14 protein-coding genes are annotated in these 14,506 nt (G+C 72.2%); 10 read left to right on the plus strand and 4 right to left on the minus strand.

Annotation, left to right across the window (positions count from 1 at the left end):
* Nucleotides 1-999 (plus strand): 2-oxoglutarate dehydrogenase, E2 component, dihydrolipoamide succinyltransferase (gene sucB / locus AB8Z75_RS04035; protein ID WP_369199947.1); only part of this gene is annotated, 999 nt, incomplete at its 5' end.
* Between the two features lie 101 nt (nt 1,000-1,100).
* Here sucB and AB8Z75_RS04040 read toward each other — a convergent pair.
* Nucleotides 1,101-1,655, minus strand: a complete 555-nt coding sequence (locus AB8Z75_RS04040; RefSeq protein WP_369199948.1) for a hypothetical protein — start codon at nt 1,653-1,655, stop codon at nt 1,101-1,103.
* Nucleotides 1,656-1,833: 178 nt separating this feature from the next.
* Here AB8Z75_RS04040 and AB8Z75_RS04045 point away from each other — a divergent pair, with 178 nt between their 5' ends.
* The 4 genes from AB8Z75_RS04045 to AB8Z75_RS04060 all read left to right on the plus strand — a co-directional run bounded on the left by AB8Z75_RS04045 (nt 1,834) and on the right by AB8Z75_RS04060 (nt 6,857).
* Nucleotides 1,834-1,974 (plus strand): hypothetical protein, encoded by a 141-nt coding sequence (locus AB8Z75_RS04045; protein ID WP_369199949.1) that lies wholly within the window; start codon nt 1,834-1,836, stop codon nt 1,972-1,974.
* Nucleotides 1,975-2,212: 238 nt separating this feature from the next.
* Nucleotides 2,213-2,839, plus strand: coding sequence for a GntR family transcriptional regulator (locus AB8Z75_RS04050; protein ID WP_369199950.1), 627 nt, complete (start codon nt 2,213-2,215; stop codon nt 2,837-2,839).
* 368 nt (nt 2,840-3,207) lie between these two features.
* A complete protein-coding gene (gene aceE, locus AB8Z75_RS04055; protein ID WP_369199951.1) occupies nt 3,208-5,904 on the plus strand; it encodes a pyruvate dehydrogenase (acetyl-transferring), homodimeric type in 2,697 nt (898 codons plus the stop codon).
* A 359-nt stretch (nt 5,905-6,263) separates the two neighbouring features.
* Entirely contained in the window at nt 6,264-6,857 is a 594-nt protein-coding gene (locus tag AB8Z75_RS04060; protein WP_369199952.1) for a TetR/AcrR family transcriptional regulator, read from the plus strand.
* 80 nt (nt 6,858-6,937) lie between these two features.
* On the opposite strand, the gene AB8Z75_RS04065 is transcribed toward AB8Z75_RS04060, so the two are convergent.
* Entirely contained in the window at nt 6,938-7,042 is a 105-nt protein-coding gene (locus tag AB8Z75_RS04065) for a methionine/alanine import family NSS transporter small subunit (RefSeq protein ID WP_369199953.1), read from the minus strand.
* Nucleotides 7,042-8,550, minus strand: a complete 1,509-nt coding sequence (locus tag AB8Z75_RS04070; RefSeq protein ID WP_369199954.1) for a sodium-dependent transporter — start codon at nt 8,548-8,550, stop codon at nt 7,042-7,044. Before AB8Z75_RS04070 ends, AB8Z75_RS04065 begins: the two co-directional genes overlap by 1 nt.
* 75 nt (nt 8,551-8,625) lie before the next feature.
* Between AB8Z75_RS04070 and AB8Z75_RS04075 the strand changes: the two genes are divergently transcribed.
* Entirely contained in the window at nt 8,626-9,642 is a 1,017-nt protein-coding gene (locus AB8Z75_RS04075) for a helix-turn-helix transcriptional regulator (protein ID WP_369199955.1), read from the plus strand.
* On the opposite strand, the gene AB8Z75_RS04080 is transcribed toward AB8Z75_RS04075, so the two are convergent.
* Nucleotides 9,633-10,583 (minus strand): SDR family oxidoreductase, encoded by a 951-nt coding sequence (locus AB8Z75_RS04080; protein ID WP_369199956.1) that lies wholly within the window; start codon nt 10,581-10,583, stop codon nt 9,633-9,635. The two genes, AB8Z75_RS04075 and AB8Z75_RS04080, sit on opposite strands and share 10 nt — an antisense overlap.
* A 187-nt stretch (nt 10,584-10,770) precedes the next feature.
* Between AB8Z75_RS04080 and AB8Z75_RS04085 the strand changes: the two genes are divergently transcribed.
* The 4 genes from AB8Z75_RS04085 (at nt 10,771) to AB8Z75_RS04100 (ending at nt 14,397) form a co-directional block, all read left to right on the plus strand.
* Nucleotides 10,771-11,292, plus strand: coding sequence for a DUF4240 domain-containing protein (locus AB8Z75_RS04085; RefSeq protein WP_369199979.1), 522 nt, complete (start codon nt 10,771-10,773; stop codon nt 11,290-11,292).
* Between the two features lie 50 nt (nt 11,293-11,342).
* Complete coding sequence (locus AB8Z75_RS04090) at nt 11,343-12,230, plus strand: TIGR01777 family oxidoreductase (RefSeq protein ID WP_369199957.1); 888 nt, start codon at nt 11,343-11,345, stop codon at nt 12,228-12,230.
* A 169-nt stretch (nt 12,231-12,399) separates the two neighbouring features.
* The gene (locus AB8Z75_RS04095; RefSeq protein ID WP_369199958.1) at nt 12,400-13,968 is read left to right on the plus strand and encodes an FAD-dependent oxidoreductase; all 1,569 of its coding nucleotides are present in this window, start codon (nt 12,400-12,402) and stop codon (nt 13,966-13,968) included.
* Between the two features lie 192 nt (nt 13,969-14,160).
* Nucleotides 14,161-14,397 (plus strand): hypothetical protein, encoded by a 237-nt coding sequence (locus tag AB8Z75_RS04100; RefSeq protein ID WP_242757397.1) that lies wholly within the window; start codon nt 14,161-14,163, stop codon nt 14,395-14,397.
* Nucleotides 14,398-14,506: the final 109 nt, after the last annotated feature.

Raw genomic sequence — 14,506 nt, forward strand, 5'->3', positions numbered from 1 at the left:
GCCCCGGCCCAGCCCGCCCCCGCGGCGCAGGCCCCGGCGGCTCCGGCTCCCGCGCCGGAGAACGACGGCGCCTACGTGACGCCGCTGGTGCGCAAGCTGGCGGCCGAGCAGGGCGTGGACCTCACCTCGGTGCGCGGCACCGGTGTGGGCGGCCGCATCCGCAAGCAGGACGTCATCGAGGCGGCCGAGTCGCAGAAGGCACAGCAGGCCCAGCAGGCACAGGCCCCGGCCGCTGCCGCCTCGGCGGCGCCGAAGTCGCCGAAGCTGGAGGCTTCGCCGCTGCGCGGCCAGACCGTGAAGATGCCGCGCATCCGCAAGGTCATCGCCGAGAACATGATGAAGGCGCTGCACAACCAGGCGCAGCTGTCCACGGTCGTCGAGGTGGACGTCACCCGCATCATGAAGCTGCGGGCGGCGGCGAAGAGCTCCTTCGCCGCGCGGGAGGGCGTCAAGCTCTCCCCGATGCCGTTCTTCGTGCAGGCGGCGGCCGAGGCGCTGAAGGCCCACCCGGCCGTCAACGCCCGCCTCAACGACGACGGCACCGTCACCTACCACGACGTCGAGAACATCGGCATCGCGGTGGACTCCGAGAAGGGCCTGATGGTCCCGGTCATCAAGGAGGCCGGGAACCTCAACCTGGCGGGCATCGCCCGCAAGACCGCCGAGCTGGCCAAGAAGGTCCGCGAGGGCGGTCTGGGTCCGGACGACATGTCCGGCGGCACGTTCACGATCAGCAACACCGGCTCGCGGGGTGCGCTCTTCGACACCATCATCGTGAACTACCCGCAGGTCGCGGAGCTGGGCATCGGTGCGACGGTCCGCCGTCCGATGGTCATCGACCACCCGGAGCTGGGTGAGACCATCGCGATCCGCGACATGGTCTACCTGACCCTCTCCTACGACCACCAGCTCGTGGACGGCGCCGACGCCGCCCGCTACCTGGGCGACGTCAAGGCCCGCCTGGAGGCCGGCGAGTTCGAGGGCGAGCTGGGGCTGTAACCCCTCCGACAGCCACCTGCTGCCAACGGTGCCCCCGCCACGCGTGTGGCGGGGGCACTGCTGTATCGGCCTTGTATCGCCCGTATCGACGGCCGGAGCGCTTACTCGATGTCCGACCTGAGATAGACGCGGGTGGTGCCTGGTTTGAATTCGTGGGTGTAGAGGTCGACGCAGTGGCGGAGGTGTTCGCCTTCGGGTCCGTTTCGGGATTCGGCTGGGAGGGCTGCCTCGTCCGGGCAGAGGGAGATGCGGCGCACGCCTTTGGTGAGGGTTTCCGGCTCGGGGAGGTCGAGTCGGGCGAAGGGGGCCGTGGGGCGGTAGTTTTTCTGCTTGGGGTGGGTGTTTCGGAGCAATGTGTCGCCCGACGGCTTGAGCCGGTCCACGTAGTTCCGCGCCTCGGTGTCGGGAAGCGTGAAGGCCAGCAGCGCGGTGTCGTAGCGAGAGCCCGTCTTGTACGCGGCGCGCTTGTCCTTCGCCTCCTCGGGGATGCGCAGCCCCACCTCACGGCTGAGCGAGGCTGAGGTCACGCCCTCCTTCCAGCAGCACTTTTTCTCCTTCTTGTCCTGCTCTGAGACTGCCGCGTCGGACAGCGACCACAGCGCCAGGACCAGGGCCGTCACACCGGCGACCACAGTGCCGCCGACAACGACCGCCACGCGCGAAGCACCTGTCATGGAGCCTCCTGTGTGAAGACCAGGTGGTGAGCGTGATATCGAGTTCGTCGCCCATCGAGAGGTGCCGCGTGGACAGCTCCTTCGCGGCGGAGGCGGTCGAGCCCATGTCCCCTTTGCCGCGGCCGGCGTTCGCGATGTCGGCCTTCTTGTGGAGTGCCCCGTGCAGCTTGAAGGCCTCGTGGCCGACGGCACCCAGGTCGTCCTGGTGCACCACAAGGCCCGGCGCCTCCGATGCGGGGTCGCTGCCCGCGCCGTCGGGGGGCGGCGGGGCGTGGTCGAGTTGCACAGCGGGCCCGTCTGACGCGTGCCTCGCCTTCAGTCGCGTCCATTCCTGCTCGAACGACACGCTGCCCCCTCCGCCTCAGCTGGCCGTGCGCGCCTTGCGACCAGGCCTCCACCCAGGGCCGCATTGTATTCGGCGGATCACCATTTGTTCGGGAATTCGAGTGACCGAAGCCTCACCGTACGCAGTGGCACCGCGTGCCTGCCCACGCCGTATCGTCTAGGGGCCCCACCCCCTCGTTGCGAGGAGCATTCTCATGACGCCGCCCGTCGTCCAGTCGCTGCGCGAGCAGATCCGGGAGCACATCGTCGACGGGATCGTCAGCGGGCGCTGGAAGCCGGGTGAGCGGATCGTGGAGCGGCGGATCGCGGTGGAGCTGGAGGTGAGCCAGACGCCCGTGCGGGAGGCGCTGCGCGAGCTGGAGGCGCTGCGGCTGATCGAGTCGGCGCAGAACAAGGGTGCGCGGGTGCGGGACCTGTCGCCCGCCGACCTGGAGGAGATCTACCCCGTGCGGGCCGGTCTGGAGCAGATCGCCGTGGAGCTGGCGGTGCCGGTCCTGGCCAAGGACGTGACGGCGCTGCGGTCGCACGTGGAGGCGCTGTACGAGGCGGACCGGTGCGGGGACGGTGAGGCGCAGGTGCGGCACACGGTGTCTTTCCACCGGGAGCTGGTGCGGGCGGCGGGCAACAGCGTTCTGCTGCACACCTGGGAGGGGCTGGGCATCGAGGTGTGGACGGCGCTGTCGATCCGGTGGCTGGGGACGGTGCAGCAGTCGTACGCCGAGGAGCACGAGGCCGTGCTGGCCGCGATCGAGCGGCGCGATCCGGGCATCGGCCCGCTGGTGAAGGAGCACGTGCTGGGGTGTGCGCCGGCGCCTCGTTAGCATCCGCTGCTGGCGGCAGCCCGCCGTGGGGGGCGCGCCCGTCGCCCGCGTACGGGTGCGCCGGGGCTGGTGGGGGCACCTCCCGGCCGGAGTCCCCCAGCCTCCGGCCGGGCGGTACCCCCAGGGGGAGCAGTTCCCCGCGCCCCTCCAGGGGTCTGGCATTCGGTGCCTGGTTTCGAGGCACGGAATGCCAATTTCGGGTCGTGGGCGGTTTTTACCTTCCGATCCTTTGATCGATCATCGATCACAGGCGTAGAGTCCCTGTGTTGGGTGCCCCCTGTCCTGCCCGTTCAGGGTTACCACGCCCACTCGCACAACCGCCCTCCCGACCCGTTTGGAGGGGCCTACACGTCCGGAAGGTGGCCACCATGCCCGACCCCGTACGCCCGCCGCATCCGAGCGAGCTCGACCAGCTCCCGGACCGTGATCCGCAGGAGACCGGCGAATGGCGTGAGTCGCTCGACGCCGTCTCCTCGCACGCGGGCGGCGAACGAGCCGCGTACCTGGTGCGTCGCACCGTCGAGCACGCCCAGCACAGCGGCCTGGCCGTGCCAGGGCTGCTGGAGACGGAGTACGTCAACACCATCCCCACCTCGGCCGAGCCGGCCTTCCCCGGCGACGAGGCGATGGAGTCCCGCATCACCGCGTGGAACCGCTGGAACGCCGCCGCCATGGTCACCCGCGGCAGCCGCTACGGCCTCGGCGGCCACATCGCGACGTTCGCGTCGGCTGCGTGGCTCTACGAGACCGGCTTCGAGCACTTCTTCAAGGGCAAGGAGGGTGCGGACGGCGGCTCGGGCGACCAGCTCTACGTCCAGGGCCACGCCTCCCCCGGCGTCTACGCCCGCGCCTTCCTCGACGGGCGGCTCACCGAGGACCACCTCGACCGCTTCCGCCAGGAGTCCGGCGGTGACGGGCTGCCGTCCTACCCGCACCCGCGCCGCCTGCCGTGGCTGTGGGAGTTCCCCACCGTCTCCATGGGCCTGGGCCCGATCTCCGCGATCTACCAGGCACGCTTCAACAACTACCTCACCAACCGGGGCATCAAGGACACCTCCGCCTCGCATGTGTGGGCCTTCCTCGGCGACGGCGAGATGGACGAACCCGAGTCGACCGCAGCCCTCGCCCTGGCCGGGCGCGAGCAGCTGGACAACCTCACCTTCGTCATCAACTGCAACCTCCAGCGCCTCGACGGCCCCGTCCGCGCGAACTTCAAGATCGTCCAAGAGCTGGAGGCCCAGTTCCGCGCCGCCGGATGGAACGTCATCAAGTCCCTGTGGGGCTCCGCGTGGGACGAGGTCTTCGCGCTGGACACCACGGGAGCGCTCACCCGCAGGCTGCGCGAGGTGCCGGACGCCCAGTTCCAGACGTACGCCACCCGGGACGCGGCCTACATCCGCGAGCACTTCTTCGGCGCCTCCCCCGCGCTGGCCGAGATCGGCAAGCTGCTGGGCGACGACAAGATCACCGAGCTGTTCAAGACCTCGCGCGCCGGACACGAGCCGCGCAAGGTGTACGCGGCGTACAAGGCGGCCGTCGAGCACAAGGGCGCGCCGACGGTGATCCTGGCGCAGACGGTCAAGGGCTGGACCCTGGGCCCGGGCTTCGAGTCCCGCAACGCCAACCACCAGATGAAGAAGCTCACCGGCAAGGAGTTCCGCGCCATGCGGGACCTGCTGGAGCTCCCGATTCCGGACAGCAAGCTGGACGACGAGCTGGTGCCCTACGTGCACCCGGGCGCCGACTCCCCCGAGGTCCGCTACCTCCAGGAGCGCCGCGCCGAGCTGGGCGGCCCCGCGCCGGCCCGCCGCGTCCACGCGGTCGGTCTGCCCGCGCCCGCCGACAAGCCGTTCGACGCGCTGAAGAAGGGCTCGGGCTCGCAGGAGATCGCCACCACCATGGCGTTCGTCCGGCTGGTCAAGGACCTGATGCGGGACAAGGAGACCGGCAAGCGCTGGGTGCCGATCGTCCCCGACGAGGCCCGCACCTTCGGCATGGAGTCGCTCTTCCCCTCCGCCGGCATCTACTCGCCGCTGGGGCAGACCTACGACCCGGTCGACCGCGACCAGCTCCTGTACTACAAGGAGGCCGCCGACGGTCAGATCCTCAACGAGGGGATCACCGAGGCCGGTTCGCTGGCGGACTTCACCGCGGCGGCGACGTCGTACGCGACGCACAGCGAGCCGATGATCCCGTTCTACATCTTCTACTCGATGTTCGGGTTCCAGCGGACCGCCGACCAGTTCTGGGCGCTCGCCGACCAGCTCGGCCGCGGCTTCGTCATCGGCGCCACGGCCGGCCGTACGACGATGACCGGCGAAGGCCTCCAGCACGCCGACGGCCACTCCCACCTGCTGGCCTCCACCAACCCGGCGGCGCTCTCCTACGACCCGGCGTTCGCCTACGAGGTCGGCGTCATCGTCAAGGAGGGCCTGCGCCGGATGTACGGTCCGGAAGCGGACCAGCAGGAGGACGTCTTCTACTACCTGACGGTCTACAACGAGACCAAGGTCCAGCCGCCGATGCCGGAGGGCGACGGCGTGGAGGAAGGCATCCTCAAGGGGCTCTACCGCTTCCGCGAGGCGGAGGGCGCGCCCAAGGACGCCCCGCGCATCCAGCTGCTCTCCTCCGGCACCGCGATCCACTGGGCTCTCGACGCGCAGAAGATCCTCGCCGAGGAGTGGGGTGTGGCCGCCGACGTGTGGTCGGCGCCGTCCTGGACCGAGCTGCGGCGTGAGGCCATGGAGTGCGACGCGGCGGCGCTGCGCGGCGAGGAGCGCGTGCCGTACGTGACCCGCGTTCTGGAGGGTGCGCCCGGCCCGGTGCTGGCCGTCAGCGACTGGATGCGGGCCGTGCCCGACCAGATCAGCCAGTGGGTCGAGCAGGACTGGTCCTCCCTCGGCACCGACGGCTTCGGCCTCTCCGACACCCGGGAGGGCGCCCGCCGCCACTTCGGTGTCGACCCGGAGTCCGTCGTCGTCGCCGCGCTGTCGCGTCTCGCCCGCCGCGGCGAGGTCAAGTCGGAGGACGTCCGCAAGGCGGCCGAGAAGTACGGGCTGGCGTAAGGGTCGTCCTGACGCCGCCGCCCGGAAGGGGCCTCCGCCGCCGGCGGGGGCCCCTTCGGCTGTCCGGTGCCCCGAGCCCGTCCGCGGGCCGGGGCGGGGGCTGTCCGGCCGATGTGCGGGCGGGTGCGCCGGTGCGGGTACCGTGGGAAGCGGAACCTCGTTCCGGCGGCGGTACGGCCGACGTGCCGCGTGCCGCGTGCCGCGTGCCGCGTGCCGCGTGCCGGGAAAGCATGCCGGACCGGGAACGCATGCCGGACCGGGGACGGACGCCGGGCCGGGAACGCATGCCGGGTCGGGAGACGCCTGCCGGTCCCCAGGGGTGGCGGGCCGGTGGGTTACAGGGCGGAGGGAGCAGCGCGGTGGACGACGGCGAGGAGCGCACGGGGCGGGCGGCGGCCCGGTCGAAGCGGGCGGACGCCCGGCGCAACGAGGAGATGCTGCTCGAAGCCGCCGCCGCGGTCTTCGTCGCGTCGGGGGTGGAGGCGCCGGTCCGCGACATCGCGGCGAAGGCCGGTGTCGGGATGGGCACGATGTACCGCCACTTCCCGACGCGCGCCGACCTCATCATCGCCGTCTACCGCCACCAGGTCGAAGCGTGCGCCGAGGCGGGTCCGGCGCTGCTGGCCTCCGGCGCGACCCCGCACGCCGCGCTCGGGCAGTGGATCGACCTGTTCGTGGACTTCCTGGTCACCAAGCACGGACTCGCCGCCGTGCTGCAGTCCGACAACGCCGGATTCGAGACGCTGCACGCCTACTTCCTCGACCGCCTCGTACCCGTGTGCGCCCAGCTGCTCGACGCCGCGGCCGAGTCCGGCGAGATCCGGGCGGACGTGGAGGCCTACGCGCTGATGCGCGGCGTCGGCAACCTCTGCGTCGGCGCGTCCTGCGACCCCCGCTACGACGCACGCCGCCTGGTCGAGATCCTCGTCGCGGGACTCCGCACGACGCCGTGACGCCGTGACGCCGTGACCTTGGTGCGAAGGGCCCGCCGCGGTCGCCGCGGCGGGCCCTTCGCGCTGCGTTGCTCTCGGTGCTACTCCGGGTCCGGGTGCCGCCGCAGACGCAGCACGGCGGCGATCAGGCCACCCCACACGATGAGCATGGCGGCGACCATCATCACCACGGCTCCTGCCGACATCAGCGCACCTCCTCCCGCTCGGCTCGCGGCGCGTTGCGCCAGGGGACAAGGGCGATCAGGACGCCGATCACCAGCGCACCGCCGGCGACCCCCCACCCTGCCCAGGCCAGGAAGGAGGTGGGGTATCCGCCGTAGTTCTCGTCGAACTCGGCGCGCAGGCTGTCGACCATCATCCAGCCGAGCACCAGCGGGGTGATCACCCCGAGGCAGACGCGCCACCACAGGCCGAGCCGGATCGCGGAGGTCTCGTCGGCGTGCGCCTGGAAGACCGGCAGCCGCCGCAGTACCCAGCCCATGACGACGAGGAAGACGAGCGCGGCCAGTGCGATGCCGTACTGGTTGATGAAGTGGTCGGCCGAGTCGAGCAGTGCCAGGCCCGCGTCCGTCGGGAACAGGAGCAGCGAGACGAGGGCGACCAGGCCGCCGACGCCCCACACGGCGGGCAGCCGCCGCATGCCGGTGCGGTCCTGCACCGCGGAGATGATCACCTGCACGATGCTGACCAGCGAGGTGATGCCCGCGATGGCCAGGGACGCGAAGAAGAGGAAGCCGAAGAGGCCGCCCATCGGCATCTGGGAGATCACGGCGGGGAAGGCGATGAAGGCCAGGCCGACTCCGTCGGTGACGACCTCGCCGACGGCGACGCCGTTGGCCTGCGCCATGAAGCCGAGGGTGGCGAACACCCCGATACCGGCGAGGATCTCGAAGGAGCTGTTGGCGAAGCCGGCCACCAGCGCCGAGCCCGTCAGGTCGGAGCGGCGCCCCAGGTAGGAGGCGTAGGTGACCATGATGCCGAAGCCGATGGACAGGGAGAAGAAGATCTGCCCGTAGGCGGCGACCCAGACGCTTCCGTCGGTGAGCGCTCCCCAGTCGGGTGAGAAGAGCGCGTCGAGGCCCTCGGCGGCACCGTCCAGGGTGACGGCCCGGATCACCAGGACGACGAAGAAGAGCACCAGCAGGGGGATGAAGATCTGGTTGGAGCGCTCGATACCGCGGCGGACGCCCAGGGCCAGGATGATCAGGACGACGAGCCACACGGCCAGCAGCGGCCAGAAGACGCCACCGACCCAGCTGGTGGGCAGCCCCGGCTCGGATGCCGAGTGGAGGAAATCCGCGGAGAAGAACGCCTCGGGGTCCTTGCCCCAGTCCTTGCCGAAGGAGAACCCCGCATACCGTAGGGCCCAGGCGACGATCACGGCGTAGTAGCTGGCGATGACGAAGCAGATGGCGACCTGCCACCAGCCGATGACGGAGGCGGGCTTGGATATCTGCCGGAAGGCGACGGGCGGTGACTTCCGGTACTTCCTGCCCACCGAGTATTCGAGGATGAGCAGGGGGAGGCCGGCGGTGAGCAGCGCGACGAGATACGGCAGGAGGAAGGCCCCGCCACCGTTCTTGTACGCCTCCGCGGGGAAGCGCCAGATGTTGCCCAGTCCGATGGCGGAGCCGATGGCGGCCATCAGAAATCCGGTCCGCGAGCCCCACTGTTCGCGAGTTTGCTGAGACATGACCGATTCCTTGTTCGCTGTATAACTGGCGGAACGTTAACAGCGGGACAAAGACGGCGGGGAGGGGTATTCACCATGCGGGCGGCGCGGCTGATCAAAATGGTGCTGTTGCTCCAGGCGCGCAGGGAGATGACCGGCGGCGAGCTGGCCGCCGAGCTGGAGGTCTCCGAACGCACGGTCGCCCGTGACGTGCTCGCCCTGTCCGAGGCGGGCGTGCCGGTGTACGCGGACCGGGGCCGGGCGGGAGGCTACCGGCTGGTCGGCGGCTACCGCACGCGGCTGACGGGGATGGGCCGCAGCGAGGCGGAGGCGCTGTTCCTGTCGGGGGTGCCCTCGGCGCTGCGGGACCTGGGGCTGGACGACGCGGCTTCGGCGGCGCGGCTGAAGGTCTCGGCCGCGCTCGATCCCGCGCTGCGGGACGTGCACGAGGGGTCGTCGCAGCGCTTCCATCTGGACGCGCCCGGCTGGTGGCAGGCGCCGGGGACGCCGCCGCTGCTGCCCGCGCTGGCCGACGCCGTCTGGTCGGACCGGCGGGCCGCGGTCCGGTACGCCGGGAAGAAGGGCGAGGTCGAACGGGAGCTGGAACCGTACGGCCTGGTCCTGAAGGCGGGCCAGTGGTACCTGGCGGCCCGGGTGCCCGCCGACGAGGGTGCCCCCGGCCGGGACCCGTGGCGGGTGTACCGCGTCGACAGGTTCACCGGTGTCGCCGTCCACGACACGGTGTTCGAGAGGGCGGCCGATTTCGATCTGGCCGACTTCTGGACGGAGCGCGCGGCGGCCTTCGCACGCTCCATCCTGCGTACCCGGGTGACGCTCCGGCTCACCGAGGCGGGGGCCGGGCGGCTGCGGTACGTCACCGACCGGGCAGCGGCGGACGAGGCGTTGGCAAAGGGCACCGTCGACGGGAACGGGGACAGAATCGTCTCGCTGCGGGTGGAGAACGAGGAGGTGGGCTACAGCCAGCTCCTCACGCTGGGCCCCGAGTGCGAGGTGCTGGCGCCGCCGCGGCTGCGCGCCCGCCTCGCGGAGGCGGCACGGCGCACGGCGGCGCTCTACGGGGAGAAGCCTTCTCCGGTCCCCGGTCAGCGGTAGCCGGTCACGTCCGCCGGTTTGCCCGCGAACTGGACCTCGGCGATGTAGCGCCAGGCGTCCGGTGCGGAGCCGTCCACGTCGGTGAAGCCGTAGACCTGGGCGAGTCCCCCGCTGGAGAGGGACTGCCCGTTCCAGCGCGCCACGTCGGGGTCGGCGGCGAGGGCGGCCACGGCGCGGCCGACGAAGGTCGGGGTCTCGGAGATGGCGAAGTGCGGGTCGGTGGCGCAGCCGTCGCGCCAGTTCTCCTCCGTCACGTGGAAGTGAGTGTCGAGCATCGCCTCCGAGCGCAGCCAGCCCGGGGTCAGGCACACCGCGGTGGTGCCGTACTCCGCCGTCTCCTGGGCGAGCGCCCGGGCCATGCGCAGGGGCGCGGCCTTGGCCAGGTCGTAGTAGACGGGTTCGCGGTAGTTCTGGTTGGACTCTTCGGTGCCGTCGGTGACCTCGATCAGCAGCCCGCCCGGCCGCCGGGTGAGCAGCGGCAGGGCGTGGGTGCTGGTGATCAGGTGGCTGTCGATGCCGAGCCGCAGGACACGGAGTCCGTCGGCCAGGTCGTGTTCCCACAGCTTCTTGTCGAAGCCGACGAGGTGGTCGCCGCCCCACAGGTCGTTGACGAGGATGTCGAGCCTGCCCTGCTCACGGTCGATGCGGGCGACCAGGTCGCGCACCTGTTCGGGGTCGAGGTGGTCGACGGCGACGGCGATGCCCGTGCCGCCTCCTTCCTCGCGGCCCGCCTCGGTCGCCAGTTCGGCGGTCTCCTCGATCGTCTCGCCCGTCCTGCCGACTTCGCTGGCCCGCGCCCGGGTGGTCCGCCCCGTCGCGTAGACGGTGGCCCCCGCGCGGCACAGCTCGACCGCCATGGCCCGCCCCGCGCCCCTGGTAGCGCCCGCGACGAGGGCGGCCTTTCCGGCCAGCGGCCCGCGAGAAGCGTTGGATTCGTGCACCTGTTCCTCCTGGAAGTCCGGGTGTCGCGCGGTACGACGGGGAACACGCTCGCAGCGATACCGGACACCTTCCGTCGGGTATGCGAACCGCGCGCCGGACGCCGTGGCACGGGCCGGGTAACGACACAGCCGCATCTGGAGCACTCCGCGTGCGCGGCGGGCGCGCAGGCTCGATGCTGGGGGCGTGATGGACGAGACGGAGTTCTGGGCGCTGATCGACTCCACACGCCGGGAGGCGGACGGCGACCCCGAGGAACAGGCCGACCTGCTCGTCGAGCGGCTCACCCAGCTCGACCCCGACGCCGTGACCTACTTCGCCCGCCACTTCGAGTCCCGCTACAGCCGCGCCTACCAGTGGGACCTGTGGGCCGCCGCGTGGATCCTGCTCGACGGGGCGAGCGACGACGTGTTCGACGGGTTCCGCTGCTGGCTGATCGGTCAGGGCCGGGAGGTCTTCGAGGGCGCCGCGCACGACGCGGACGCCCTCGCCGGGCTGCTGGCCGACTTCGACGAGGAACTGGACGGGGACGGCGAGGAACTGGGCTTCGCCGGCGACGAGGCGTACGAGCGACTGACCGGCACCGTCCTGCCCGAACTGGGCCTGCCCGAGGCACCGGCCGACCCCGCCGGCGTCCCCCTCGACCTGGAGGACCCCACCGCGCTGGCCGAACGCCTGCCGAGGCTGTGGGACCGCTTCCGGGGCGAGTGACGGGGGGCGGCAGGCGGCCCCCGGGCGGGCGCATGCGCCAGGATGGGCGCATGCGAATCGCGGTCACCGGTTCCACCGGACTCATCGGCACTGCGCTCACCCGGTCGCTGCGCGCCGAAGGGCACGACGTCCTCCGGCTCGTACGGCGGCCCGCCTCCGCCGCCGACGAGGTCACCTGGCATCCGCAGGACGGCCACGTCGACACCGCCTCACTCGTCGGCTGCGAAGCCGTCGTCCACCTCGCCGGCGCGGGCGTCGGCGACCGCCGCTGGACGGAGGCGTACAAGCGCGAACTGCGCGACAGCCGCGTGCGGGGCACCCGCACGCTGGCCACCGCCCTCGCCGCGTTGGCGGACCCGCCGCGCACCCTGCTGCTCTCCACCGCGATCGGGTACTACGGCGACACCGGGGACCGCGCCGTCGACGAGACGGCCGGGCCCGGCGACGGCTTCCTCGCCGACCTGTGCCAGGACTGGGAAGCCGCGGCCAGGCCTGCCCAGGAAGCGGGCATCCGCACCGTGCCGGCGCGCACCGGCCTGGTCGTCGCCCGCGGTGGCGGCGCGTGGGGTCGGCTCTTTCCCCTCTTCCGCGCCGGGCTCGGCGGGCGCCTCGGCACCGGACGCCAGTACTGGAGCCACATCGCCCTCCACGACCACGTGGCGGCCCTCCGCTTCCTCCTCGACCGCGCCGACGTGTCCGGGCCCGTCAACCTGACGGCTCCCCGGCCCGCCACCAATCGGGAGGTCACCGCCGCCATGGGACGCGTACTGCGCCGCCCCACCCCCTTCGCGGTGCCCGCTCCCGCCCTGCGGCTCGCGCTCGGCGAGTTCGCCGGGGACGTGCTCGGCAGCCAGCGGGTGCTGCCGCGCAGGCTGCTCGACGCCGGGTTCCGGTTCGCCTTCCCCGACATCACCGCGGCCATCAGGGCGGCGCTCTGAACCTCCCGTCCCGGAGGGGCGCCCGCGGTCATGCATCCGGGCGCCCCCTGCGCGACGTACCGCACACGCTGTTCCCACACCAACCCTCGAACACGGGTATGAGCCACGCGCACCGGGGCATCAGGCAATGAGCAACCGGACCCGCACGCCGTCGACGTCGGGAGGGACAGTGCCGATCAGCAGCGCACAGACGAACCGCGCAGGCACGGGTGGTGGGCATCAGGCGGATGCCGTCGGCCGGGAGCAGACCGCTGACGTGGTCGTCGTGGGTGCCGGCCTGGCCGGGCTGGCGGCGGCCTACCGGCTGACCCGCGCGGGGCTGCGCGTCGTCGTACTGGAGGCGGCTCCCCGGGTCGGTGGACGGCTGCGGACCGACGCGGTCGACGGCTACCGGCTCGACCGCGCGCCCGGAGTACTGAACCTGGCCCAGGACGGTGCGGCCTTCGCCGGTCTGCCCCCGCTGGACGCGCTGACGCTGCGCCCGTTCGCGCCGGGCGCGCTGCTGCACTGCCAGGACAGGACGCACCGGGTCACGGCGCGGCCCTCGCCCCGTGGCACCGGCCGCATGCCGCAGGGCGAGGGGCCGGGACGTCCACGCGTCCCGCAGGGGTCCGACGGTCCGCTCTGCGCGGCCCGTACCGCGCGCCTCGACCGGCGCACGAGGGGCGCAGGGAGCGCGCGAGGCGCGCTGTCCACCGCCCGCGCGCTGACCGGCGCGCGCAGCCGCGCCGACATGTCCGACGCGTTCGGGCTGGCCCGGCTGCGCGGGGCGCTGAGCCGCTTCGCCTCGACCCCCGCGCAGGGGCTGCTGCTGCGCCCCGAACTGACGGCGGAAGAGGCGTTGTCGACGCGCGGGTCGCCGTCCCGGGCAGCGCAGACGCTGATGCGCCCCCTGCTGACGGCGCTGCTGTCCGACCCGGAGCTGACGACCTCCAGCCGGGTCGCCGACCTGACGCTGCACGGCTTCGTCCGCGGCGGTCTGGGCGTACCCGCCGGTGGTCAGGCCACGGTCTGCGAGCTGCTGGCGGCAGCGCTGCCACCGGGCACGGTCCGCACAGGTGTGAGGGTCACCTCGGTGAGCACGCACGCCGTCGCGACCGAGCGGCACGGCACGTATGCCTGCGAGGCGGCGCTGGTGGCCACCGGCGCCCGCTCGGCCGCCGGGCTGCTGCCGGGGCTGCGGGTGCCGGACTTCCACCCGGTGACGGTGCTGCACCACGCGGTCGAGGAGCTGTTGCCGACCGGCGCGGCGGGCGCCTCCTTCACGGTGTGCGCGGAGCGCAGGGGCGGGGCGCGGAGCGGGGTGGAGGGAGCCGGACCCGAGAGCGATCCGGTCAGCCACACCTGGGTGGCGTCGGCCGTGGACCCCTCACGTGCCGGTCCGGGCCGCACGCTCGTCACCTCCGTGGTGCTGGGCGAGCGGTCGGCCGACCCTTCGGCGGCGTTGGACAAGGCGGCCCGCGCGCAGTTGGCGGGTGTCCACGGCACGTCCACGGACCGGTGGGAGCTGTTGGCGGCGTACCACGATCCCGAGGCGGTCGTGGCGATGCCGGCGCCGCACGATCCCCGGCGCCCCGTGCGGGTGCTGTCGGGGCTCTACGTGTGCGGGGAGCACCGGGACACCAGTACGCCGCGCGGGGCGGTCGGTTCGGCGGAGCGCGCGACGGCGCAGATACTGCGCGACTTCCACCTGTCGAGTGCGCCGGTGGGGGCGGCGGCGGAGGACACCGCCGCTTAATCGAACAAGAGTCCCGAACTCCAGGGTGACCAGCGGGTTTTGTCAGTGGGGGCGGGTAGAATTCAAGGAGTTGCCAGGGAGCGCACCGACGCATCGAAGGAGCCGTCGATGACTGCTGTCCGTACCCGTACCTCCCGTTCCCACACCCGTCCCGCCGGCCGCCCGCGACACCAGCAGCCGCAGCTGCCGGCCATGTCCACGCTGCCGACCCTGCCGAAGAAGCCGCTGCCGGCAGGGCGGCCGCGCGCGTGGTACGTGGCGCACAACCGCCAACTGAAGGCCATGCGCATCGCCATAGCCCTGCTCGACACCGGCGTCTACACCGCCGAGCAGGCGTGCGACCACACCATCCACGCGACGGCGCAGCGCATCGGCGTGCACCCGCCGTCGCCGGTCACCTGCCGCCTGGTCCGCTCACTGCTGCCCTGACACCGCTCCCCCCGGCCCCTCCCCGGGGCCGGGGAGGGGCCGACCACTGCCCGCCGTCCGCGGGGGCGCAGGTGGAGGTGGACGCGCCCCGGAGGGGCGCGGGGAACTG

It is taken from the genome of Streptomyces sp. PU-14G (assembly GCF_041028275.1).
Classification (GTDB): domain Bacteria; phylum Actinomycetota; class Actinomycetes; order Streptomycetales; family Streptomycetaceae; genus Streptomyces.